The 24,784-nt window shown below is 45.1% G+C and carries 13 protein-coding genes; 3 read left to right on the top strand and 10 right to left on the bottom strand.

Features of this window, described 5'->3' with window-relative positions:
- Positions 1–216 precede the first annotated feature (216 nt).
- The 7 genes from F0364_RS18800 to F0364_RS18770 all read right to left on the bottom strand — a co-directional run bounded on the left by F0364_RS18800 (position 217) and on the right by F0364_RS18770 (position 17,153).
- Positions 217–5,166, bottom strand: a complete 4,950-nt coding sequence (locus tag F0364_RS18800) for a PKD domain-containing protein (protein WP_153799350.1) — start codon at positions 5,164–5,166, stop codon at positions 217–219.
- A gap of 445 nt (positions 5,167–5,611) precedes the next feature.
- On the bottom strand, positions 5,612–6,502 hold the full coding sequence (locus tag F0364_RS18795; protein WP_153799349.1) for an RpnC/YadD family protein: 891 nt from the start codon (positions 6,500–6,502) through the stop codon (positions 5,612–5,614).
- 269 nt (positions 6,503–6,771) lie between these two features.
- Positions 6,772–11,730, bottom strand: a complete 4,959-nt coding sequence (locus F0364_RS18790; RefSeq protein WP_153799348.1) for a PKD domain-containing protein — start codon at positions 11,728–11,730, stop codon at positions 6,772–6,774.
- A gap of 454 nt (positions 11,731–12,184) precedes the next feature.
- On the bottom strand, positions 12,185–14,572 hold the full coding sequence (locus tag F0364_RS18785; RefSeq protein ID WP_153799347.1) for an alpha-L-arabinofuranosidase family protein: 2,388 nt from the start codon (positions 14,570–14,572) through the stop codon (positions 12,185–12,187).
- Between the two features lie 259 nt (positions 14,573–14,831).
- Positions 14,832–15,299: a 30S ribosomal protein S7 gene (rpsG, locus tag F0364_RS18780; protein WP_153799346.1), complete on the bottom strand. Its 468-nt coding sequence runs from the start codon at positions 15,297–15,299 to the stop codon at positions 14,832–14,834.
- 50 nt (positions 15,300–15,349) lie between these two features.
- Positions 15,350–15,730 carry a 30S ribosomal protein S12 gene (rpsL, locus tag F0364_RS18775; protein WP_076379475.1) on the bottom strand — a complete coding sequence of 127 codons (381 nt, stop codon included), beginning with the start codon at positions 15,728–15,730 and terminating at the stop codon, positions 15,350–15,352.
- Between the two features lie 358 nt (positions 15,731–16,088).
- Positions 16,089–17,153, bottom strand: a complete 1,065-nt coding sequence (locus tag F0364_RS18770) for a branched-chain amino acid aminotransferase (protein WP_153799345.1) — start codon at positions 17,151–17,153, stop codon at positions 16,089–16,091.
- A gap of 65 nt (positions 17,154–17,218) precedes the next feature.
- Between F0364_RS18770 and F0364_RS18765 the strand changes: the two genes are divergently transcribed.
- The 3 genes from F0364_RS18765 (at position 17,219) to F0364_RS18755 (ending at position 20,077) form a co-directional block, all read left to right on the top strand.
- Positions 17,219–17,770: a hypothetical protein gene (locus F0364_RS18765; RefSeq protein ID WP_153799344.1), complete on the top strand. Its 552-nt coding sequence runs from the start codon at positions 17,219–17,221 to the stop codon at positions 17,768–17,770.
- 156 nt (positions 17,771–17,926) lie between these two features.
- Positions 17,927–18,505, top strand: a complete 579-nt coding sequence (gene rdgB, locus F0364_RS18760) for an RdgB/HAM1 family non-canonical purine NTP pyrophosphatase (RefSeq protein WP_153799343.1) — start codon at positions 17,927–17,929, stop codon at positions 18,503–18,505.
- Between the two features lie 48 nt (positions 18,506–18,553).
- Complete coding sequence (locus tag F0364_RS18755) at positions 18,554–20,077, top strand: glycoside hydrolase family 32 protein (RefSeq protein ID WP_153799342.1); 1,524 nt, start codon at positions 18,554–18,556, stop codon at positions 20,075–20,077.
- Between the two features lie 107 nt (positions 20,078–20,184).
- Here the strand turns inward: F0364_RS18755 and F0364_RS18750 are convergent, their stop codons facing one another.
- The 3 genes from F0364_RS18750 to F0364_RS18740 all read right to left on the bottom strand — a co-directional run bounded on the left by F0364_RS18750 (position 20,185) and on the right by F0364_RS18740 (position 24,555).
- Positions 20,185–21,078: a sugar phosphate isomerase/epimerase family protein gene (locus tag F0364_RS18750; protein WP_153799341.1), complete on the bottom strand. Its 894-nt coding sequence runs from the start codon at positions 21,076–21,078 to the stop codon at positions 20,185–20,187.
- A gap of 494 nt (positions 21,079–21,572) precedes the next feature.
- A complete protein-coding gene (locus F0364_RS18745; protein WP_153799340.1) occupies positions 21,573–23,498 on the bottom strand; it encodes a sensor histidine kinase in 1,926 nt (641 codons plus the stop codon).
- Positions 23,499–23,766: 268 nt separating this feature from the next.
- Positions 23,767–24,555: a lysophospholipid acyltransferase family protein gene (locus tag F0364_RS18740; RefSeq protein ID WP_235921149.1), complete on the bottom strand. Its 789-nt coding sequence runs from the start codon at positions 24,553–24,555 to the stop codon at positions 23,767–23,769.
- Between the last annotated feature and the right edge of the window lie 229 nt (positions 24,556–24,784).

Below are 24,784 nucleotides of genomic sequence, written 5' to 3'. Positions count from 1 at the left end.
GCAGCAGTCAATTATACAAAAACCTGTTGATTATTCATCCTCAATATATCAACCTTTACAAACATTTCAAAACATGCGATCATGAATTCTACCATGTGGGAAAAGCCGCATAAAGTACAGAAAGTACAAGAGTGCGACGCAAGGGACGCCTCATAGTAATTCCCATGCCGGGCCCATAAAAGTTCTACGGCTATTGCGGAGCAATAGATAAAAAACTTACCTGATGAGTGTTACTGTGCCTTTGTAATTATAGGTTTCGCCGGTGTCGCAAATAATTTCGGCCATGTAAATATAGGTGCCGGTTTGCAGGGGCCTGCCTTTGTACAGGCCATCCCAGCCGGCGCTGCGGTCGTTGGCGTTAACATTACTTTTTTCGAAGATTTTATCGCCCCAGCGGCCAAACACCACAAAGTGTTTGATGAGCTTAATGCCGCGGCCTTTAATCATGAAATTATCGTTCAGCAGATCGCCGTTGGGCGTAAAGGCCGTGGGTATCTGCACCAGGCTGGCCTTGCACACAATACTGATGTTAACGCTGTCTTTTTGCACGCAGCCATGTACGGTAGTGCCCTGTACGGTATAGGTAATATTAGAACGCGGTATGCTGATAGGCGTTGCGCAGTTGCTGCAGTTGAGGTAATCTGTAGGCGTCCACTGCCAGTTGGCAACATCACTGCTGCCGGTGGCTGTTAACTGCACTTCGGTACCGGCGAAAGAAGTAACATCCGGCCCGGCATTAACGGTGGGCAATTCTGCAATACGTACTTCTGCATGTGCAGTATCGCTGAAGCAACCAAGGCTGTCGTACCCTACCACGGTATAGGTACGGGCGGTACCGGTTCTTGTTTCAGGATTGGCTGAATTGGGGTCTGACAGGTCGGCCCCATCAATCCAATGATACCTGTATGCGCCATAAGCATTCAGCCGCAGGCTGCCGCCACGGCACAGGTACACGGGGGAATCTGCTTTGGTATCAAACTTTTCTGTTACCCGTACTATTACAGAATCTGTATTAACGCAGCCGTGGCTATTGGTTACCTGCACATTGTATTGTGCAGTTGTTTTTGGTGATACCACGGGATTTTGGTTTTGAATATGGTCTATGGCAGTATTGGGGCTCCATAAATATTCAACGCCGTCATGTGCCTGCAACTGCACAGAGCTGCCTACGCAGATGTGAGGTTGCTTAGGCTGAAGGTCAATTACGGGTTTGGCATGCACGAAAATGCCGTAAAAGGTAGTATCGAAACAGCCTTTGTTGTTTACTATCAGCGTAACAGAATCTGCACCGGTTTGGCTGAACAGCATTTGCGGCGGGTTTTGTAGCGTAGAAGTATCACTGCCCTGGAAATGCCATTGCCAGGTAAGGCCACTGTAGGCAGCATCTGTACTGCCTTTAAATGTTGCATAAGTACTTTCGCAAATAGTGGCAGGCCCTGTAATGCGCCCCCTTGCTACCGGGTTAACGGTTATGTTAACCGTAGTATCGTGCACACAGCCATAAGGAGAGCTGACTTTTAAGTTAACCGGGTACACGCCCGGTTTATTGTAAATAAAGGAAGCCTTTTCTGCGGCTGAGGTATCGGCAGCAGCGCCTGTTCCAAAATTCCAGGAATATTGCATAGGCTGCTGCAGCTCGTTCTTTGCAATACTAACCAGCCTGGGTGTAAACTGCACCACAGCGGAATCGCAGGCTATGGCAGGCTGTTGTTCTATAGCTGCCAGCAGGGTATCTATGATGATTTTTTCATTAAGAAAGAACGGGAAGGAGCAGTTATTACTGTCTTTTACAATAAGCGATGGTGTATAAACACCCGGCGTAAGGTAATGATGCACGGCAAAGGAATCGGCAGCATCTACCAGGGTGCCGTCGCCAAAATCCCAGGTATAAGAGGTAGTGTTCTTAGCTTCCGCGGTTAGGGTAATGGCTTCCGCCCCGCAACTAAAGGGCTTATCTGCCCTTAACGTGGCATAGGGCCCCTGTATGGTAATGAACTCAAAAGTAGAGTCCACAGACCCATCGGGAAAATGGCCATACAATGTTACTTTATATACGCCCGGTTTCTCGTACGTGTGGCTTACCACTTTGCGGTTATCTGCGCCGGTGCCATCGCCAAAATTCCATGATACGCCGGTTACGTTTACAGAACTGCTGTTAAAAATGGCCAGCACCGGGGGGCACCCGCTGTTAGGGTTTAAAAAAGTGGTGCTGTAGCTGTAGTTAAGGTTGGTGTTTTTTATGTACACATACTGCACGGCGGTATCGGCACACTTCTCGGCATTGTTCCGGGCAATAAGCCGCACAGTATCAACACCGGTACTGTGGTATATATGAGAAAGCTGCCCATAAAAATCTGTAACCGCGGAAAGCCCGTTACCGTATGACCAGGTAAACTGGTTGTCTAATATATTGGTATTGGCCAGGTTAGAAATATTGGCAAACTGGATATTTGTTCTTGGCAGCGCAGGGTTTTCGGAAACACTGAATGCTGCTTTCGGCCCTTTCAGTACCACATAATTACCATTAAGTACAGTGGCGGTACAGCCCTCTTTGTCGGTAATGGTTAAAGAAGCCTGGAAAGAACCCGGGTTTGCATAGCGGTGATTTACATCCCCGCCTTTAATGGTAGTTTCTACCTGGCCATCGCCGTAATTCCACTCCCATTTTTCAATAGGGGTATTGTTGCTGCCGGGCAAAGACTTGTCTTTAAAACCTACCGGGGTTTTAAAGCAAACATTGTTCACCGTCATTTCAAAATCGGCAACAGGCCCCTTAATAGCCAGCGGAATAAGATTGGTGGTATCATCGCAGCCAAAATTGTAAGAGCGGGTAATTACCTGGAGACCGTTTTTGCCGTTGTCCCAGTTTTGCAGGGTAAACGGGTGTGGGCTTAACCATTGCTGGCCTGTTTGCAGGGTGCCATTAAAAGCGCTGCCATCGGCGTATACCTGTTTTATAATATCATACTGGTAAAAACTTTCCACGGGGTTGGTTTCCATACGGGAAATATATAGCTGCAGGGAACCGTCGGAGCATACTTCAGTTTTTTCCGCGGAAAGCAGGGGATCCTGCTTAAGTAACACAGAAGTTATTATAGTGTCCTGCACACTGCAGCCGCCATTAGTTGCTGTTAATACTACCTGGTAAGTACCGGTTTTGGTGAAGTGGTGCGTTATTTCAGGCTTATAGTTGCTATAACTTACTTCAGCGCTGCCGTCTCCAAAATTCCAGGCCCATTTCTCAGCCTTGCGGGACAATTCTTCAAAACTAACCATACCGCGGTCTCCCTCGCAGGTGTTATTGGCGGCGGTAATGCGTGGAAAGGGTGGCAGAACAGTGATGTAGTTTTCTTTTACTATGGTATCAGCACAGGTTCCGTTAGAAACAATAAGCGTTACCGTAAATGTTTCATCCCTGTAATACCGGTGAGAAATACCGGTACTGGTGCTGGTGCCGGAGTTGTTATCCCCAAAAAGCCAATAATAGGCATAAGCCCCCTGCCCGCCATCCGCACCTAACACTGTAAAGGTTACCGGGTTATCCCCGCAAACGGTGGTAAGGTCTGCAACAAAATCAAGTTTGGGCTTTTCAAAAATAGTAACGCTATAAGCGGCTGCCCCTTTGCAGCCTGCCTTCGTGGTATAGTTAAGCGTAACCGTATAAACACCCGGTGTAGTAAAACTGCGCTTGGGTTGCGGTAAACCTGAGCCATTGCCACCATCGCCAAACGACCAGCGGTATTCTGCTATTTCAGCATCGGAATGCACATAAAAAGTAGTATTTAAAGAAAGGCAACCTTCCGGGCCGTTGGAACTTTGGATAGTAACATTGGGTTTTGACACCACTACCTGTTTTGTAATGGTAGTGCTGCAACCTGCATCGTTGGTTAGCCTAAGGGCAGGCCGGTAGGTGCCGTCAGCAGTATAGGTATATGCTGCCGTTTGCCCGGCAGCCATTACGTTAAAACCGGTATCGCTGTAATTAAAGTCCCACTCCCAGCTAACGGGTGTAGTAGTAGTGTCCTGGAATTTTACCTCAACAGGCGCCCCGCAGTTTCCCTGCATGGCCAATAAGAAATCTTTTGTTTGTGGAGACGGTTTTACCCTTACCGTTTTAACCGCGGTATCCTTACAGTTGCCATAACTGTTTATAAGGGTTACCCTGTAATTTTTCGCAGGACTAAAAGTATGCGTAAGTATTTGTTGGGCGCCCCCCTGCACAACGCTGTTAATTTTCCAGGTCTGTGCATCCGCCGCGGGTACACTTATATCGGTAAACACTGCTTCACTGTTTTCACAAACAACCGGCGGCATATCGAAGGCCGTATTAAAATTCGCCACGTTTACCAGGCTGTCTTTGGTTAGCTCTGCCACGCAACCTTCAGAACTGGTTACGGTAAGGGTTACATTGTAGGAGCCCTTTACCCCATAAACATGGCTGGCAGTTGCACCGGAAGCGGATTTTCCATCGCCGAAATTCCAGGCATAGGTAAGTGTGCCGGGCCCCTGGCTGTTATTTTGAAAACTTACCGGATCATTAATGTTGCAAACCGTAGCCGGTACCGCGTCAAAAGATGGTTCAACTGCCGACAATACCTCCACTATGTTTTTGTTTACAGTGGCATAACAACCAAAACTATTAGTTACCGTAAGGCCGGCCGTAACAGGTTGAGCAGCTTTGTAAGTATGTTCGGTTGTTTGTTCCCCAGGCTTGGCCGTACCATCGCCATAATCCCAGAAATAGCTGGTAATAGTACCATCTCCGGGTGTTGAGTTGCTGGTTAAGGTTACCGGCAATGGCAGGCAACCTTTGGCAATGTCGGCAGAAAAATCAACAACCGGTTTTTTGTATACTGTTATGTCCAGCGTTTTGGTGTAGATGTTGCCTTTATCAGTAACAGTAAGTGTTACTGTATAAACCTGTTCATCTTTATAGGTAGTGCCGGGGTCTTTAAGTGTAGATGTATTTGTGTTGCCAAAGTCCCATTTATAAGAAGCGCCTGCTGAAAGTCCCGATGAAGTATTGGTAAAGCGAACATCAAGCGGCGAACAGCCCCCGGTTTTATTTACCGTAAAATCCGCGGTTTGGGCCTGGGAAAAACAGCAAATAAAAAAAAACAAAATAAACACAATAAAATGACGGTGGCGTCTCTGGTTCGCACTCATAAACAAACGAAAAGGATTTACTGCCGGTTTTTTCAGGATGGGTTACATCAGGTTAAGCGAGAGATATTGAAATTAAATGGATAATACCGGGATTGATGTACAAAAATCCTGCCTTAAAGGTTACAAACCAAGATTATTGATAATTTCTTTTTACAGTGGGGATAACAATGCGGTTTAAGGGCATGGAGTGCCTGAATAATGCCTGCGGCATTTTTTATTTTTATGGTACGGGCAGATGTATTTCATGGGGACTTCGTTGTGTCACTCACTTGTACGCTATAACTTTATTGAGCAACAAATACAGTATCCTGCAGCATTTCAGGCGTGATTGATATTTTGCGGCATCTTCCCAGCATGGGTAGAGTTACATTACAGTGTTTGTTCTCCAATAAAACAAACAGGCGGCTGTTAATAAGCCGCCTGTTAAAAAGGATATTTCTGCCTGTTATAAGCTTTTCTTTATTTTCCTTACGAATGCTTCAGTAACATCAGCTAATTGTGCAATCTTCCTTATGCTGAAATCTGTTTGTTGCAACAGGTTTTTTACAAATGCAATTCTTGCTTCCTGGTTACCCTGAAGCATGCCCTCCTTCTTTTCCCTTTCCATCAACATTTCTACAATACCCATAGTTGTTTTATTTCCGGTAAAGTCGTTTATCTTTTGTTCAAATTTAGCGTTATTTTCCTTTTTGGCAAACCGTACATAACTCTTCAGAAAAACTAATAACTCTCTAACCTTTTTTAAAGGTATTTCTCGGCGCAGCAGATTTTTTGCCAGTTCCACCTTCAGTTGCAGCAAATTGTCGTCAGGCACCCTTTTTTGTTTAATAGCGAGCAGTACCGTTAATACCACTACTGAAAACGGATTGCTGTTTGACAAAAGCCTTTCCTCGTCCTCCTCTATTATTTTGTAACTATTGAATCTAAAAACAGCACTTGTGCCAAGGCAGTTATAAGCAAAAGTACCAGGCTTAAAGTTCTTATTGCTGTCTGTTAAAATAGCAATAGCGGTTACCGGCTTGTCATATCTATCCAGTATACGGTAAAAATAAGTGAACATGCGCTTTTCAAAACCGGCGTCTTTATGGCCTTGTACTTCAATATGTACCAGTATCCACTCCTCTCTTCCATCGTTTAAAAAAACTTTAACCAGTTTGTCAACAAATTTTGGATAAGTGCCTTCCCCCTGGGGATACAGTTGTGCAAGTTCTTTATCAAGGAAAGCAAAGCCTTTTTCCATGTCAAAAAGTTCGTCTGCATTGCTGAAAAAGAAACGTAGAAAGTCGTCAAATACATTTTCAAGTATACCTTTCCAGAGGATGTCGTCGCGTTTCATAAAATAGGATTACCGGAGTAGTAAATATAAACAGTATGACTATGACAAAGCAGAAATTAATAAAAGCCTATTTCTCCCGGACTTTACCAGGGCTGAAAAGCTGCCATGAAAAACCGGACGTACAAGTATTCCAATCTTGCTGCTTCGCCACGCAAGATTGCTCAACAGGCGGTGCCATAATTTATTGTAGCCGGGTTCATAAAAAAGCTAAATATGCGCTACGTTTTGTTCAATGGAACACGATATGCAGTAAAGCAGCACGAATTTTTCTATCTTATCAACGTAACCGTTCCTTTATAGTTGTAGGTTTCGCCGGTGTCGCAAATAACTTCGGCCATAAACACATAGGTGCCGGTGGGCATTGTGCGGTTTTGGTATTTGCCATCCCAGCCGGCGCTGAAATCGTTGGGCAATACGTTGTTCTTTTCAAATACCTTATCGCCCAGGCGGCCGAATATCACAAAATGTTTGATGAGCTTAATGCCCTGGCCGGTGATTTTAAAGTAATCGTTGCGCATATCTCCGTTGGGCGTAAAGGCAGTGGGTATTTGTACCAGGCTGGCCTTACAAACAATTTTAATGCTAACGCTGTCTTTAGCCCGGCAGTTTTGAGCGGTGGCCACTTCAACAACATACGTTATATCAGACCGTGGTATGCTTACCGGTGATGCGCAATTGCTGCATGTTAAGTAGGTGGATGGCTGCCAGGCCCAGCTAACTACATCGCTGCTGGCGGTACTTATTAACTCAACCGCAGAACCTGCCGGTGTTATTATATCATCTCCGGCATTAACGGTGGGCAGGGGATCTATTAATACCATGGTTTGAGCAGTATCAGTAAAGCAACCATAGTTGTCGTAGCCAACTACCGTATACGTTCTGGGCACGGTGGTATTGGTAACGGGCGTGCCGCTTTGCGGGTTATCCAGGTTGCTGCCGTCAATCCAGCGGTAGCTGTCTGCACCAGTGGCCTTTAACATTAAGGTACTGCCCTGGCAGAGGTGCACCGGCGAATCTACCGCAACGGTAAAGCGCTGTATTACCAGCACGGTAACAGAATCGCGGCTGGAGCAGCCTTTGGCATTGGTAACATCTACCGCGTACATGCTGGTAGCAGCGGGACTTACAAAGGGGTTGGCAATATTGGGGTTATCAATATCCGCTGCCGGAGACCAGGTAAAGCTGACACCATCATGCGCCTGCAACTGAACAGCGCCACCCACACAAACATGCGGTTGTTTGGGCAGTATATCAATAAAAGGTTTTGCATTTACGATAATGTTGTGATAGGCTGTATCGTAACAGCCATCATTATTTACCACTAACCTTACCTGCGCAGGGCCAGGCTGTATAAACTGTTGTGCCGGTGGGTTTTGCTGGGTAGCGGCAGCATTGCCTTGAAATTGCCATTGCCAGGTGGCATTGGTTACCGGTATGTTTGTAGTGGCGGTAAAAGCAGCAAAAAGATCCTGGCATACTTCCGGCGGGCCGGTAATAATACCACGGGCAGTAGGCTTTACCAGTATGTTTACATCCGTTTCATCCACACAACCATAGGGCGAAGCTACTTTAAGCTTTACCGTATAGTTGCCGGTGTTATTGTACACAAACGCCGGGTCTTCGGTATTGGCTGTATCCGTAACATTGCCGGCGCCAAAGTCCCAATGATAATGCATGGTTTCCTGTAACTGGTTTTTGGCAACGCTCAACATATCTATCGTAAAGAAAACCGTACTGGAGTCGCACACTACAGGTGGCTGGGTTTTAATGGCGATAGACAGGGTATCAATAACCACTTTGTTATCAAGGTAAAAGCTGTTGGTAGGGCAGCCGCTGCCATCCTTAGGAATAACAGCGGGGTTATATACCCCAGGTGTAAGGTAACTGTGAACTGCAAAGGTATCAGCGGTTTCAATGGTGGTGCCGTCTCCAAAGTCCCACAGGTAGTTGCTGGTGTTGTATGCTTCAACATGCAGCTTTATGGTATCTGCAGAACCGCAGGAAAACATCTTATCCGCATACAACGTTGCATAAGGCCCTTTTATGGTAATGTACTCAAACGTGGAGTCAATGCTTCCATCTGCAAAATGACCATACAAAGTAACCTTGTACACACCTGGCTTTTCGTACACGTGGCTGGCAAAATTGATATTGTCAGCGGTACTGCCATCACCAAAACTCCAGGATATGCTGCTGGTATTGATGGATGTGTTTACAAAACTGGCTATAACAGGCGGGCAGCCTGTTGAAGGGTTTACAAATGCCGTAGTATAAGTATATGCCAGGTTAATATTTTTTACCTGCAGGTATTGCACCGCGGTATCAGTACAGGATTTGTCGGCGGCAGATGCTATCAGCATCACCGTATCAATACCTGTTTCTGTGTAGGTATGCCAGGGATAATCGTAAAGATTGGTAACAGTACTTGTTCCGTCGCCAAAATGCCAGGTAAAGCTATTGTCGTAATAGTTGGTGCCGTATGTATTGGATGTATTGTAAAAGGTGACTGTTGTATTAGGCAGTACAGGATTATCAGACATGTAAAAAGATGCTTTGGGTCCATTAACCGTTACACTATGGTAGGCATTGTCGGCATCGGTACAACCATCCTTATCTGTAACCTTTAACGTAACATAGTAGTAACCCGGGTTGCTGTAAGTGTGTTTGGTAAGCCCGCCTTTGGTTAAGGTTTCGGTAATGCCATCGCCGTAATCCCATTCCCATTTTTCAATAGGTACACTGCCACCTGCTTTGGATGTATCCTTTAACTCAACCGGCGATTTAAAACATATATTGTCTTTCACTACCTCAAAGCCAGCAGTTGGCCCTTTAATTACAAGAGGTATCATATTGGTAGTGTCTAAACAGTTGAAATAATCAGAACGGGTAATAACCTGCAGGTCTTTTTTGGTTACATCTAGGTCGCGGAGGAAAAACTGGTACCCATCTGACCAATAATAATCCATTATATTAATGTAGCTGTTATAGGGTGTACCGTCACCATAAAGCGCCTGTACCACTTGATATTCATAGTAGTAAGAATAATAGGGGTTGTGTTCCATTTGCGTTATGTTCAAAAACAGATCTCTGTCGCTGCACACCTGGGATGATTGGGCTGCCAGTAAAGGCTTTTGCTTCAACAATACATAAGCCGTAACGGAATCCCTTACCGAACAGCCTCCATTGGTGGCAGTAAGCACCACTTTGTAAGCACCTGTTTGGGTATAGGTGTGCTTTACTTCCGGCTTAGCCGTAGTGTAAGCAGTAGCAGCGCTGCCATCACCAAAATCCCAACTCCAGCCTTTCGCCTGGTCTGATGTCTCGGTAAAAGTCACTTCACCACGGGTGCCGTCGCAGGTATTCATTACGGAAGCTATCTTAGGAAATGGCGGCAATACTTTTACATAGTTTTTCTTGGTAACTGTGTCGCGGCAGCCGTTGTTGTCAACAATCAGCGAGATGGTATAAGTTGAATCATGATAATACTGGTGGGTATTGTTGGCATAGTAACCGTAGTATTCATTTTCGCCAAAATTCCACAGGAAGTTTCCAAAGCCAAGGTTGGTGCCGGTAACAACAAACGTAACCGGTGTATTACCGCAAATGGTAGTACCGGGGCTGGCCGTAAAATCAAACTTAGGTTTTTCTTCTACCCTGATGGTTTTGTAAGCCGTTCCTTTACAGCCATTGGCATTGGTGTAATCAAGCCTAACGTTGTAGGTGCCCGGCTTGCTGAATGTGTGAGAGGGTTTGGCTGAAGTACTTTTGCTGCCATCGCCAAAATCCCAGCTATAGTCTGTAACAGCAACATCGGAAGAAACGCTGAATTGGGTAGTTAAAGATTGGCATGCCAGGTCGCCGCCAGAACTTATTATCTGTGCATTTGCCTTGTACACAGCTACCGTTTTGTTTACAAAAGTTGAACAACCGTCTGCATTGGTAACCTGCAGGGTAACGTAATATGTACCATCCGCAGTGTAAGTAAATGTAGGGTCTTTGGTAAAGGCCGTAGGATCGAAATTATAGTAATAAAGGTTATCAAAATCCCAGCCCCATTTTACGGCTGAAGCTGTGGTATCTTTAAACTTAACGGTTACCGGGGCGCCACAAACGCCGCCCATGTCAGCAATAAAATCCTGTGTTTTAGGAGAAGGTTTTGCCGCTACGGTTTTAGTAGCTGTATCCACACAACTGCCATATTTGTTTACCAACTGTACCTTATGCTGTTTACCGTCTGTAAATGTTGTTGAAAACTGGCTGTAATTATAGTAATATTCATTACCATCCAGCAGCCATACCTGGTTGCCGGATATGGGGTTGCTTTTATCAGTAAATGTTGCGGTATTATCCTGGCAAATAAGCGAAGGCACATCAAAATCACTTTTAAAATTGGCTACGTTAACTACAGCATCCCTGGTTATTACGTCGGTGCAGCCATCACTGCTTTTAACGGTAAGCTTTACGGTATAAGTGCCCTTTGCACCGTAGACATGAGAAGGATCTTTATCTGTTGAAGTTTTACCGTCACCAAAATCCCAGCTATACGTTAAAGTGCCGGAACCTGTACTGGTATTGGTAAACTTAGCCGCATCTGTAACCCGGCACAGAACCGCCTTATCTATTTTAAAATCGGCCTTTACCGGCGGCAGCACTTTTACAATAGCGCTTTTGCTAAGCGTATTAAAACAGCCATGGCTGTTGGTTATGGTAAGGCTGGCCGTTACTGTTTGAGGTGTATTATAGGTATGCTGTTCGGATGGCTGGCTGCCAGGCTGTGTTGAGCCATCGCCAAAATCCCAGAAATAATTGCTGATGCTTCCATCGCCGGGGGTGGATGTGCTTTTAAAAGTTACAGGCAATGGCAGGCAGCCCTTACTTACATCTACAGTAAAATCTACCGACGGCTTTTTATACACCGTTACATTCATGCTTTTGGTGTAGGCTTTACCGGCATCTTTAACGGTTAGTTTAACACTGTATGTTTTTTCTTCTTTGTAGGTAGTGCCCGGGTTGGTTAATGTAGAGGTGTTGCCATTGCCAAAATCCCAACTGTAGGTGGCTGATGCGGACATGCCGGTAGATGTATTGGTAAACCTGATATCCAGCGGGGAACAGCCTCCCGCCTTGTCTGCCGTAAAATCTGCTGTTTGCGCAAACAGGTAACCGTGCCATAAAAGGCACGCTGCAAAAAGTACGGACAATTTAAGGCGGCTTTTTTTGAGGGGCATAAACAGTTAAAGGTTGAGGCAAACTGTTAACTTATGGGGTATTTTCCTGGTTATTAGTTTGCTTACGGGTTCAAGTGTTTTTTGGGTTGGAAAGATACGCCGGAAAATGTTGCGGGATGGGGTTAGGAGAAAAAATAATGCGGGTGCAGCAATGCCATTAACTTAAGCATTGTTAAGCTGAAGTTACCGAAGCATTATAGAAACTGATTTATGCAAGTTACTTTTCACGAATCCGCCTTCGACAGCTCAGCATGACATTCTTAACTAAACGGCATTTACTCACCATTCACCATTGACCATTCACTACCCTACCAGGGCTGAAAAGCCGCCCAATGAGCAGAAAGCACACGCTGTTGCGACGCAAGGGACGATGCCATAAAAAACCGTCAGCCGGGTTCATAAAAATCCGGTGTACTATGTTCAACACAGTACACCGGATTTATTTTATAACCAATTACCCGTTTCTTTTTTTAATCATCGCGGTAACAACACCGGCCGACCATTTGGGCAAGATGAATTTGATGGTATCATCCCCCTCCTGGTTAACCGTTATGGTTACCGGCTCTATGGTTTGTGGTTGTTCTATGGTATTACGCTCACTTAAAAAACCCGCGGAAATAAGCTTAAAGTCTGTTTTGTTCAATACAAAACCGCTGTCAAGTTTAATGTCAACAGCCACATTCCTGTCAAGCGGGTTAACAGCTTTAATAAATACCTTACTTCCATCCACCGATTTAGTGGCTATTACGTTGAGGCTATCTGTGGAGCCGTTCATCTCAATACGATAAGGCGCAAAATGCTCATGCCACAGCTTCATCACTTTATAGTTGGGCGCCCCAAACCATTTGCTCTGGTTAAAGTTAATGAAGGCATTGTCCCAGGCCGGGGCTTTAACGTGGCGCAGCCATAATGCCGGCGTAGCCATGTCAATCAATGGGGTACGCTCCATAGCATTCAACATACCTGCCGCGTACAAACCGGTACGCCAATCGGTACTTTGGGCATTCCACTCAGAAAAGAACAATTTAACCCTGGGGTTTTTACTTTTTGCTATGTATGGCGAAAGCGAATTCCAGTATTTTTCCGCGTAAGGAATGCCGGTTAAAAAGTGGGCAGGGTCTTCGTAATTGTGAATACTCAGGTAATCTATATGCTCGGCAGCATTGTTAATAATAAGTGTATCACTACCCTTCCATGAGGTGTTAAAGTAACCGCTGCCACAGGCAATAATTTTGATGGTAGAATCTTTCTTGCGCATTTCCGGTGCAAACTGGCGGATGATCTTTACATACTCCATCTGTTGCATTATCCATACTTCGTTATCCAGTTCCCAGTACTTTACATTATAGGGTGCCGGGTGCCCGTTTTGGGCCCGCAGTTTACCGTAGGGGGTAGTGGTATCGCCGTTGCAATACTCCATCCAGTTGAGTGTTTTTTTCAGCCATCCTTCCCGCTCCCACTTATTGGTGTTGTAGCCTACATGTACTACAACAACCGGCTCTGATTTCAGCTTTTCGCAAAGTCGCAGGAATTCGTCAAGCCCAAAAGCCAGGGGGTCCATCTCATCCCAACCGCTTTTGCCAATACGGGCTTTTTGTGGTCCTATACCATGCTCCCAATCGTAATGAGAAACAAATGTGCCACCCGGCCATCGTATAATGGCAGGTTTTAAATCCTGCATAGCTTTAAACAAATCGGCACGAAAACCACCCGTTTTACCAGCAGATGCAGGCATCAGGCTTAACTGGTCAACCCAGGCAACCGTTTTACCGTTGGAGACAATTTGCAACTGCGCGGTATCGCAATCTGCATTACTGGCCAAACGTAAGGGGTATTCTTTCCATTCCGGGTCAATATGATTGATCACCTGTTGGGCAAGCACTTTGTCCCTGTTCATTAAACGTACAATAATGCCTTTGTCAGATTTACCCCTGAGCCAAACAGACCCCTGCAGGGTATCCCCTTTGCGGGCATTAAAGTTTTGCTGGTAAAGGCCACCCTCACTTTCGTTGGCCGCTATTTTTACGCTTACATGTCCGTTTAAAGGATTAGAAGTATCGGGGCTTACCTGGCAATCGCCGGTTACATACCAATGGCGGGCCGGGGTAATAACCGGCGCAAGGGAATCTTTTGACAATGATTTTACCTTAATGTTCCTGAACTCCGCTACCGTATTGATTGCGCCCAGGCTTAGCCGCCCGTTTTGAGGATCTGTTTTCTGTAACTGGTAATCAAAAAGGGATTGACCATCCAGCCAGGCCTGCACCCGCTGTTTATCGCAACGCACCACCAGGTTGTACCAGCGGTCTTTTGCTATGCTGCCCTTGAGGGACTGGACAGTTTTTATATCCTGGCTAAGGTTAATAAAGTTCCATTGCGCGGCAACTACCAGCGATTGCCGGGTGTTGTTGGAGTCTCCCAACGCCAGTGTAATACGGTTAAGCGTGTTGCGTACGCCCACCAGCACATCGCCTTCGTCTTCTGTTTTTCTGAACTCTACGGAGGCTTCATAGTCACGCCACTTTTCATCGCCTATTAAAAACTGGGAGGCTGCCTTTTCCGGCGCACTGGTGATAATGGTTTTATCCTGGTTGTTAATGCGCCAGTTGCCTTTGGCCATGCATTCCTCAAAACTGCGGTTCCAGACCACTTCGCCCCAAATACCCCCATTAACAGAGTGGTAAATGTGCTCCAGGAAGTGGCCATAAATTTTTTCGTTGATTTTGCCTGCTATCCGCGAGGGATGCACTGTTAGGGAAACTGACTTTTCCTGGCCGAATAAGGCCGCGGGCAATATAATACAAGCTAATAATATCACCTTTTGAAGATGGGATTTTCTCATGCTCAAAATTTTCAATTATTGGTTTTTCAACAATACGCACAAACCGTGCAAGATTCTGATAATTAAAGTTATAATTAGATGGGTAACCGAATTTATGCCTTAAGTTTTAGCCCGGCAAGCATTTAAACGCTATTTTAAGAAAGTGCCGGAGATTTAATAACCCTTTAAACGGGGAAAAGTTTGAAAGATTGTGCAAAAAAAAAGTCCCGCCGGTTAGGCGGGACAGGTATATAATGACGTTAGATTGAACGGGTAACGGTTATACACGGAAGTGTGAGAATGCCTTGTTGGCTTCAGCCATGCGGTGTGTGTCTTCTTTCTTTTTGAAAGCAGCGCCTTCACCTTTGCTGGCGGCCACTATTTCGTTAGCCAGTTTATCAGCCATGGTACGGCCGTTTCTATCGCGGCTGAAACGGATTAACCATTTCATGCTCAGGGAAATTTTTCTGTCAGCACGTACTTCTGTAGGAATCTGGAAGGTAGCGCCACCAATTCTGCGGCTGCGCACTTCAACTGCAGGGGTAACATTCACCAATGCTTTTTTCCATATTTCGTAGCCATCTTCACCAGTGTTTTTACTTACTTTATCCAAAGCATTGTAAAAAGTGCTGATAGCTGTGCTTTTTTTGCCATCCCACATCAGGTTATTAATGAAACGGGTAACCTGTTTGTCGTTATAGCGGCCATCAGGCGCTAAGGGTAATTTTTTGGCTTGTGCTTTACGCATATCTCAAAAACTATTATTATTTGTTACTTATCAGTTTTTAAACAGAAAACCTATTTTTTAGGTTTTTCCTTTTTGGTACCGTATTTAGAGCGGCTCTGCTTGCGGTCTTTAACACCGGCAGTATCCAGGCTTCCGCGTACGATATGGTAACGAACACCCGGTAAGTCTTTAACACGGCCACCGCGTATAAGCACAATGGAGTGCTCCTGCAGGTTGTGACCTTCACCAGGTATGTAAGCGATAACCTCTACTTTGTTTGTTAAACGCACTTTGGCAACTTTACGCAAAGCGGAGTTAGGTTTTTTTGGAGTGGTTGTATAAACCCTTGTGCAAACGCCGCGGCGCTGGGGACAAGCATCCAAAGCCCTTGATTTGCTTTTTGCCCTGATGATTTCACGGCCCTTTCTAACTAATTGTTGTATTGTAGGCATTCTAAACCATTATTTTTTCGGACGGCAAAGGTAACGGCATGATTGTGAAATTCCAAATAAACAAATTCCTATTTCCAAAAAATCCCCGGATTTGTGAATAAACCGGGGATTTCTATTGAATTTTTTCTTTTTTCAGGAGACCAGCGACGGCAATTCTAACCGGGCTTGCGTTGTGTCACTCACTTGTACGCCTTGTTCGCTATGCGGCTTTTAAGCCCGGGTAGAGAAGTGAGTGGTGAATGGTGAGTGGTGAATAGTGAGTCTTGTGCATTTCTGTCAATTACAGCCCACATAGTACATCATACACAAAAAAGCACTTCGTACTTCGTAGCCCGTACTTGAATCATCACACATCGCACTAAATCCTAACCAGCCAGTTGTGGGTATCTTCCACTTTACCTTCCCTTATATCGGCCAGGCGCTGCTTTACAGCCGCGGCCAGCTTAAATGAAGCAACATCAAACTGCATAACCGTATCCCTGTACTTTAACTCCTTCACCAGCGACACTACAGCAGCGGTACCGGTTCCAAAAACTTCCTGTAGCTGGTTGTTTTTGTAGGCCTCAGTCAGCTCGTCTATGCTGATTTTCCTCTCTTCCACCTTAATCCCCATCTCTTCCAGTAGTGTTATCACACTGTTGCGGGTAACACCAGCCAGTATGGTCCCCTCTTCCAGCGAAGGTGTAATGGCCACGTTGTTGATTATAAAGAATACATTCATCATGCCCACTTCCTGCAGCCATTTGTGCTCAAAAGCGTCTGTCCATAAAACCTGGTCGTAACCCTGCTCTTTAGCCACGGTAGCGGCTTTCATACTTCCGCCATAGTTACCGGCGTTTTTTGAAAAACCAACGCCCCCAGGTGCAGCGCGGGTATACTTTTCTTCAACAGCTATGCGCAGCGGTGCGGAAAAATAGGCGCCGGCCGGGCTTAACAGTATAAGGAATTTATATTTTTCAGAAGGTCTTACGCCAAGCATGGTATCCGTGGCAAACATTAAGGGGCGTATGTAAAGGGAATAATCTTTTTTAGCGGGTATCCAATTCTTATCAATTTCAATCAACTGGCGCATACCCTCTATAAAAATTTCTTCAGGCACTTCCGGCATGTTCATACGGTCTGCCGAAAGGTTAAACCTTTTAAAATTATCGTATGGGCGAAAGATGAAAGGATTTCCTTCCGCGTCTTTGTAAGCTTTAATACCTTCAAAAATAGATTGGCCGTAGTGCAGCGCCGCAAGCGAAGGCTCCAGCAGCAGGGGCTGGTAAGGTTTTATTTCGACTGATTTCCATTCGCCGTTTTCGTAGTCGGCTTCCAGCATGTGATCGGTAAAATACTTGCCAAAAGGCAGGTTGTCAAAATTGAAGCCTGTTAATTTGCTTCTTTCAACCCTTGTTACTGAAATGTCTAAAGCTTCGGTCATAACACTAAATTTGCTGCAAAGAAAATAAAAAAATAAAACTAACAACCGTTAATTATACTCATTACATGAATTCCACACTTCCACCATTTGTTATTGCGGAACTTTTCAGAAACACGCTTGTTTTAACGGGTGATGTAAAGGCTGGATTAACGAATGATGAGACGCAAATTACAACAAAAAAGCCTGAAGCAGCAGCCCGGCCGGCGCCACTCATCAATAAAAAATGGTGGCTGGGCGATAACAGGCGCCATATTACTGTAGTGGTTAGCGATGAAGACAATGCTTACATTGATGACAACAGCCTTAATACCCTGATGAAACTATTGGAAGCCCTGAAAATGAATATGGCGGATATTGCCATAGTTAATGCCAGCCAGCAACAGGTTACTTTTACCCTGCTGAAGAAACATCTGCAACCGCAGTATGTGCTGCTTTTTGGCATAAGCACCAAAGACATACAGTTGCCCTTTGCCATGCCTGACTACCAGGTACAGAAACATGGCAATTGTACCATTTTATCGGCGCCGGTTGCTACGCTTTCCACTGAAAAAAATGACAAGGCCATCAACGCAGAAAAAAGAAAACTCTGGGATAGTTTAAAAAGGGTATTTAGCTGATGCCTGGTGCAGGCGGGGTTTCTACCAGGGCCTGAAAAGCCGCCCAATGAGCCGGACGTACACGCTGTTGCGACGCAAGAGGCGATGCCATGAAAACCCTCAGCCGGGTTCATAAAAATTTTTCTTTAACAAAACCAAGCCAAATACCCGTTACAAATGCCAACACTGATATTCGCCACCAATAACCAACACAAAGTAGAAGAAATAAGAAATGTTATTGGCAGCAGGTTTACAATTATTACGCTGAAAGAAGCAGGTATTAACATAGATATACCGGAACCACATGATACCATCGCGGCTAATGCCTCTGAAAAATCGAAAGTAATTTTTGAGCTTACCGGGCAGGATTGTTTTAGTGAAGATACGGGCCTTGAAGTGGAGGCGCTGAATGGCGAACCAGGCGTGAAAAGCGCCAGGTACGCTGGTGACGGCAAAGATTTTCAAAAGAATATTGACAAACTGCTGGCCAACCTTGCCGGTAAAGAAAACAGGAATGCACGGTTTAAAACTGTTATTTCTTTACTGATGAATGGCAAAGAACATTTATTTGAAGGAATTTGTAATGGCCATATAATTGAACAACAAACCGGCACGGGTGGTTTTGGTTACGACCCGGTTTTTGTACCTGCAGGAAGCGAGAAGACTTTTGCTGAAATGAGCATGGATGAAAAAAATATTTTCAGCCACAGGAGAAAAGCTACTGATAAACTAATAAGCTTTTTACAAAGCTGCTAACTGTAATTGGCTAAAGCTTTTAATTGTATATTAGATAAAAGCTATGCCATGAAAAGACTTTTACTGTTCTGTGCAGGTTTGCTGTTTGCCGTATTAACCACAACCGCACAGGAAACAAAAGATACACTTACCATTAAACCCGGGGATATTGAAGCATCCAGGCGTGTACGCCGTGCAGAATTGGATGATGCAATAAGGCCCGCCTGGCATTTGACAATTGCGGAAGGGCAAGGCATGCCTTTTGACCCCAATGGGGCCATTTTTAAAGACGGGGTTTATCACCTGTGGCACCTGTACCAGGCAGAAGCGGGCCACCACTGGCAGCACCTGAGCAGCATTGACCTCTTTCACTGGCGCTGGCATTCCAAAGATTTACAACACCATACCGGCGACCCCGACAAAGGTATTTTTAGCGGTAATGCCTTTGTAGCCAAAGACGGTAACGTTGTTATAAGCTACCATGGCGTGGAAAGCGGAGGCAATTGCGTGGCGTACAGCAGCGACAAAAACCTGGATATATGGCAAAAACCCAAAGCCAACCCTATTGCCACACCGGGGTGGGACCCACACATGTGGCTGGAGGGAGATACCTATTACCAGATTTCCGGCGGTATGCCGGTATCTGCAGGCATACCTAACCCGGCTGTTTTGTTTACCGGCAAAAGTTATACTGAGCCTATGAAAAAACTGGGAAATTTTTTAAAGTATGACCTGCCGGGTGTGGATGATTTTGAAGATATTTCCTGCCCTGATTTTTTTAAGCTGGATGATAAATGGGTGCTCGTCTGCATCAGTCATATCCGCGGCGCCAGGTATTATATAGGCAATTGGGATGGCCAGCAGTTTACGCCGGAATACCACCACAGGATGAACTGGCCTGGCGGAACATTTTTTGCCCCCGAAACACTGCTTGACGACAAAGGCCGACGCATTTTATGGGCCTGGGTACTGGACAGGAAATCCGGAGTATCCAGCGGCACTATGAGCATGCCACGTGTGCTTACACTGGCAAAGGACAAAAAATCTCTGCTGATTGAACCGCCACAGGAAGTTGAAAGGCTAAGGTACCAGCCCGCCAGTGAAGCAGGCTTTGAAATTGGAAAAGGGCAAACAGTGACCCTGAAAAACACGGCAGGCAAGAGCATGGAAATAGAAATGGTTGTAGACCCCGGCCTGGCAAAACGTTTTGGATTTAACGTGTTCTGCTCAGCAGATGGCAGGGAGAAAACAGCGGTTGTTTTTGACAGGGACAAAAAAACTTTGGGTATAAACGTTGACCAATCCAGCCTGCAAAAGTCAGTGTATCGTGAATTTGCTATGGTGCGGGAACCTAACCCTGCTGTAGATATAGAAGAAGCCCCTTTTGAAATATTACCAGGCGAAAAACTGAAAATCCGTGCATTTTTGGACAAATCTGTTTTAGAGGTTTTTGTAAATGGCAGACAGTGCATTACGCAAGTAGTTTATCCAACGCTTAAGGATGCTGTACATGTTGAAATATTTGCAGAAGACGCAACTGTTAAAGCAGAGTCGGTAAAATCGTGGCAATTGTTTCCTGCGATGCAGTGGTAAAATTTTGTATAAGCTAACCCCAAACTAAAGGCAATGCCGTTGCTTACAACATTCGTATAAATAAAAAAGGGGCGGCAACGCCCTTTTTTATTTATACCAATAAGAAGTTATTTTATCGCATCAACCTGGTCGTTATAGTATTTTACCGTTGCTATTACATCAGGCAGGTTATTTTCCCAATTAGATTCATGCTCTATAGAGAACATACCATTAAAGTTTTGCCGTTTCAATTCTTTAAAAATTGGCGCAAACTCTATTACACCTTTACCAACCACTGTATCAGCGGCATTGGTCTGGTCGAATTTAACTATGTCTTTCAGGTGTACGCCATATACATGGCCTTCCAGTTTTTTAAGGCAATCAGCCGGGTTTAAACCGTTGCGTGCCCAGTGGCCTACATCTGCACAGGCGCCGATATTGGGATGGCCTTCGATGGCGGCCAATACAGAATCCGGATGCCAGTAAGCGTTGGGTTTGGGATGGTCGTGAATGGCTACTTTGATTCCATAAACCCCGGCAAGGCTGTCTATAACAGACCAATGTGATTTAACAGGCTCGGAAGTGATATAGCTGAGGTTAAATTCTTTGGCAAGGTCAAAATTCTTTTTCCATTCTTCGGGGGTTTGGGGACTAATTACACCCATGGCTACAATACTGATGCCTTTTGACTGCAGCAGTTGTTTCAGTTTGCCACGGTCAGCGGCAGACATATCCACGCCGAAGGAACCTTTCATATCGCCGCCCAGCTTTTGGCCATGAAACGCTTCGATGTGTTTGATACCGGCACTGTCGGCTTTGTCCAGAGCCTGGGCCAGGGTAAAGAGGCGGAACGTCCACATTTGTGCACCAATTTTAAAGCCGGCGGTAGAACCGGGGGCAGTGGAGGTATCAGTAGCAACGGAGGTACTGTCGGCACTACCATCGCCGGAGCCACCTGAATTACATTGGGTAAATAAAGCAATGCCCAATAAGCACAGGCACGCATAAACAATCGTTCTCATTTGTATTGTGTTTTAATAATTAATGAGGTTAAGCGGGGCAAGTTAGGTATTAAGAAGATACCAAAGTAGGGGTTACCTTTTTTATGTAAGATGTTAGATGTGGGATGTACGATGTATGCAAAGTACGAGTTACGAAGTACGAAGTACCTTTTTTATGTAGGATGTTAGGTGTGGGATGTACGGTGTATGCAAACGAGTTACGAAGTACCTGTAATTGTTACTTTAAAAATAATTTCTAAGCCTGGAGTACTTCGTAACTCGTACCTAATGAAGCCCGCCTGCGGATAAACAACCTGTTACACCTGAGGGTGAGGGATTGCAGCGGCTACCCCGCTGAAGGCATTGTGCAAAGGCCTTGTGGCGGAGTAATAGCGGAAAGCCCGACCCCTTGCGCAGCTTGGGGGCACCCCATAATAATGTTAGATGTTTGATGTGGGGTATATGATGGAAAAAAAGTAAAAGTTACGAAGCACCTTTTTATATAAGATACAGTTTTAGTTAGGTATCTTAACCGTAAACGTACTGCCTGTTCCTGGCTGGCTTTCAATCAGCAGTTCGCCTTTGTGGCGTTCAATTAAATCTTTGGTAAGCAGCAGGCCAAGCCCGCTGCCGGTTTCGTTGGCAGTACCGTTAAGGGAGTGGTATTGCTTAAGCCTTAGCTTTTCCAGGGTTTCTTTGCTTAGGCCTGTACCGGTATCTTTAATGCTGATATAACTGTAGGTTTTATCCTGCATGCAAGAAAGGTGAACACTGCCGGATTCACCGGTAAATTTGATAGCGTTGTTGAGCAGGTTACGCAATATTACTTTCAGCATTTCCGGTTCGGCAGTGCACTCTGCCACTTTATCAATATCATTGAATACACGAATTTTTTTTGCTGCCAATAGTTGCCTTTGCTCTTCCAGCAACAGGCTGGCCAGGTGATAAATATTAACCTTAACATGCTCCAGGGTAATGTCATCCATTTGCCCACGTATCCAGTACAGGAGGTTATCCAGCAGCGACAGGCTTTTAATATACTGGCTGCCCAACTGGCGAAACAACTTCTGGCTTTCTTCAGGGCTAACGAGGTTAAGGCTGATAAGATCGAGGATGCTTTTGATGTTGACAATTGGATGCCGCAGGTCGTGGGAGATGGTGAACAGCAGCTTGTCTTTCATTTTATTCTCTTCTTCCAGCTTTTTGTTTTGAGCAGAGATGGCTTTGTTAAGATTATCCAACGATTCTGAGTGTTCCTGTATCAATGTATTTTTTTCTGCCAGTTCCCTGGTAAGCTTTTTAGTTTTACGGTAGTTGCGAAAAGTGGGTATAAGCAGCAGTGATACAACCAGCAAAATTGACCCGATAAAGATTAACAGTATCAACTGGTTGCGGGCAGCACGTTCAGCATCAATGGCGGCTTTTTCGGCCTGGAAGTTCTTTTCCTGCTGTTCCCTTATTGCGTTGGCAAAGTTGGCCACATAGCGGTTTTCCATTTGCAGCAGGTCTTTCTGGTTACGCACAATGCGCTGCAATGTTTCATTAAGCTTTGTTTGCCGCCCCTGCAGGCCGTACACCCGCAACAAAGGCTGCATGGCTTCTATCCTTAGCGCATGGGCCTGTATGTTAATGGCCATGGTATCGGCCCGCTCCGCATACTCGATGGTTTTGGTGATATTATTACGTTCGTAAGCAACTTTGGCCAACTCTATCATGGTTAACGACATGCCGTACCAATCGGAAGCCAGCGAATCCAGCCTGAATGATTTCTTCAGGTAAAAATTAGACGAATCATATTTTTCCAGCGCCTCAAACAGAAGGCCCAGGTTAAAATAGGCCTTCTTTTCTCCATAGGGATATCCAAGAGTAAGGCTTTGCGCCAATGCTTCCCTAAAATTTTCGTCCGCCGCAACAAAATTTCTATACCCAAGTTTTATAACGCCCAAACTGTTTTTAACGTTAATTATTTCTTCCCGTTGGTTAAGCATTTTATAAATCACTAACGTTTCCAGCAGCCGTTTTTCCGCATCGGCCTGCAGGCCCATACTACTATGGCTCATGGCTATTTGCTGGTTGGCGCGGGCCATGTTCAATGTATCGTTAATGGATTTGCTTATCTGGTGTGCCTGGTAGTACAATGAGAGCGCCCTGTTTGCATACCCGTTTTGCTGAAATATTCCACCCTCGTACAATGCTGATACAGCCAGGCCTTTTTTATAATTGTTTTTAGCCGCAATGTTTTTAGCTGTTTCAATATAGGTAAGGGCGTTGTTAAGGTCGTACTTTTTTACCTTAAAGGCCAACTCATTCAGAGAGTCAACGGTTCGTTTAATTACAACCGTGTTGGGGTCTTCCTTAAAAAAGTTAACCTGCCCGGCCGCAAATTTTACAAAGGCGGGCAACAACAATAAAATGCAAAGCAATACTCTTACTGGGTTCATTGCGTAAGGATACAGTGCTGTTAAAATAAATAAGGTTATGTACTACAAGTCAACAGGGCCTATTATTTAGGAAAGATGTTGAATTAAATGGTTTGCGTTTAGGATATGGGCAGATTACTTAAGCGGCAACGAAGATAATGTTTATTTTATACAGCGTTAGTAACCAGCCAGGTATTTGAAATTTTGCCTTGCCCAATACCTATGTTGGCACCGGGCAGCATAGCCCATTGGTTCTTCGAAAATTGGAATTAACCGTAAATGTTACCGTTTATTTGCTGTTGGCCTCATAATAATCCCACATAAGCTTAAACACTTTTTCTTTCAACTCTTTTGACGACAGGCCCTCAACCTCTACCGGGGGCAGAAAATGCATTTGCAGTTTATGCGGCAGCATAAAGAAAGGTTTTGAGGCCGGCAGCACTTTCCTGGTATTGAAAATAAGTGTAGGCATTATTTTCCTTTTGCTGTCAACAGCCAGCCGGAAAGCGCCATCATAAAACTCTTTAAGAGGTTTGCCGGAGCGGTTGCGTGTACCTTCCGGGTAAATAACCATATCCAGGCCCAGTGCCAGCACCCTTTTCATTTCTTCAAAACTTTTGCGCCGGCTGGCGTCGCTATTCCTGTCTACCAATACACTGCCTAACGAATATATCCAGCCAAACAATGGCACTTTCGCAAAACTTTTTTTAGCTATGGTTTTATTGGCATGAGGCATAAAAGGTGTGGTTACCGGCACATCCATAAGGCTGTTGTGATTGCATACAACCACATAACTTTCCCCTTCCTTAAAATAATGGCCGCCTTTTACCTTTAATGGACAGCCTACGAGGTTAAGAAAAAAAGTCATCCATGCACGGGAAACGCTGCGATGCCACCAGGATGCTGCCGGCTCCTTCATTAAAAAACAAGGCATGTAAAAAATAATAGCTACCAGCATGGAAGGTACAAATACAAGCAGGGCCCAAAAGGCCCATATTCTCCCGGCGATTTCCCTGGCAATTTTCATATTGCAAATAAAAGACAAAGTAGAGAAAGACAGAAAAGTGAAGAAAGTCATGAAGACAGGAAAGTCATGAAGTCATAAAAGACAGAGAGTCAAGAAAGTCATGAAGACAGGAAAGTCATGAAGACAAAAAGTTAAGAAGCCATAAAAATAGCCGCGTGTTACACCGCGGGTGAGGGATTGAAGCGGCTACCCCGCTGAAGCCTTTGCAGCAGGGCCTTGTGGCGGAGTAATAGCGGAAAGCCCGACCCCTTGCGCAGCTTGGGGGCACCCCCAAAAGCAA

Origin of the sequence: Foetidibacter luteolus, from assembly GCF_009650435.1 — a bacterium.
Classification (GTDB): domain Bacteria; phylum Bacteroidota; class Bacteroidia; order Chitinophagales; family Chitinophagaceae; genus Foetidibacter; species Foetidibacter luteolus.
Note: the sequence above shows the minus strand (reverse complement) of the source record. Positions and strands in the feature narration are given on the sequence as shown.

Excerpts from the sequence above, each read along its gene's own strand:
- F0364_RS18800 (WP_153799350.1), bottom strand. The coding sequence starts at position 5,166 with ATGAGTGCGAACCAGAGACGCCACCGTCATTTTATTGTGTTTATTTTG.
- F0364_RS18795 (WP_153799349.1), bottom strand. The coding sequence starts at position 6,502 with ATGAAACGCGACGACATCCTCTGGAAAGGTATACTTGAAAATGTATTT.
- F0364_RS18790 (WP_153799348.1), bottom strand. The coding sequence starts at position 11,730 with ATGCCCCTCAAAAAAAGCCGCCTTAAATTGTCCGTACTTTTTGCAGCG.
- F0364_RS18785 (WP_153799347.1), bottom strand. The coding sequence starts at position 14,572 with ATGAGAAAATCCCATCTTCAAAAGGTGATATTATTAGCTTGTATTATA.
- rpsG (WP_153799346.1), bottom strand. The coding sequence starts at position 15,299 with ATGCGTAAAGCACAAGCCAAAAAATTACCCTTAGCGCCTGATGGCCGC.
- rpsL (WP_076379475.1), bottom strand. The coding sequence starts at position 15,730 with ATGCCTACAATACAACAATTAGTTAGAAAGGGCCGTGAAATCATCAGG.
- F0364_RS18770 (WP_153799345.1), bottom strand. The coding sequence starts at position 17,153 with ATGACCGAAGCTTTAGACATTTCAGTAACAAGGGTTGAAAGAAGCAAA.
- F0364_RS18765 (WP_153799344.1), top strand. The coding sequence starts at position 17,219 with ATGAATTCCACACTTCCACCATTTGTTATTGCGGAACTTTTCAGAAAC.
- rdgB (WP_153799343.1), top strand. The coding sequence starts at position 17,927 with ATGCCAACACTGATATTCGCCACCAATAACCAACACAAAGTAGAAGAA.
- F0364_RS18755 (WP_153799342.1), top strand. The coding sequence starts at position 18,554 with ATGAAAAGACTTTTACTGTTCTGTGCAGGTTTGCTGTTTGCCGTATTA.
- F0364_RS18750 (WP_153799341.1), bottom strand. The coding sequence starts at position 21,078 with ATGAGAACGATTGTTTATGCGTGCCTGTGCTTATTGGGCATTGCTTTA.
- F0364_RS18745 (WP_153799340.1), bottom strand. The coding sequence starts at position 23,498 with ATGAACCCAGTAAGAGTATTGCTTTGCATTTTATTGTTGTTGCCCGCC.
- F0364_RS18740 (WP_235921149.1), bottom strand. The coding sequence starts at position 24,555 with ATGACTTTCTTCACTTTTCTGTCTTTCTCTACTTTGTCTTTTATTTGC.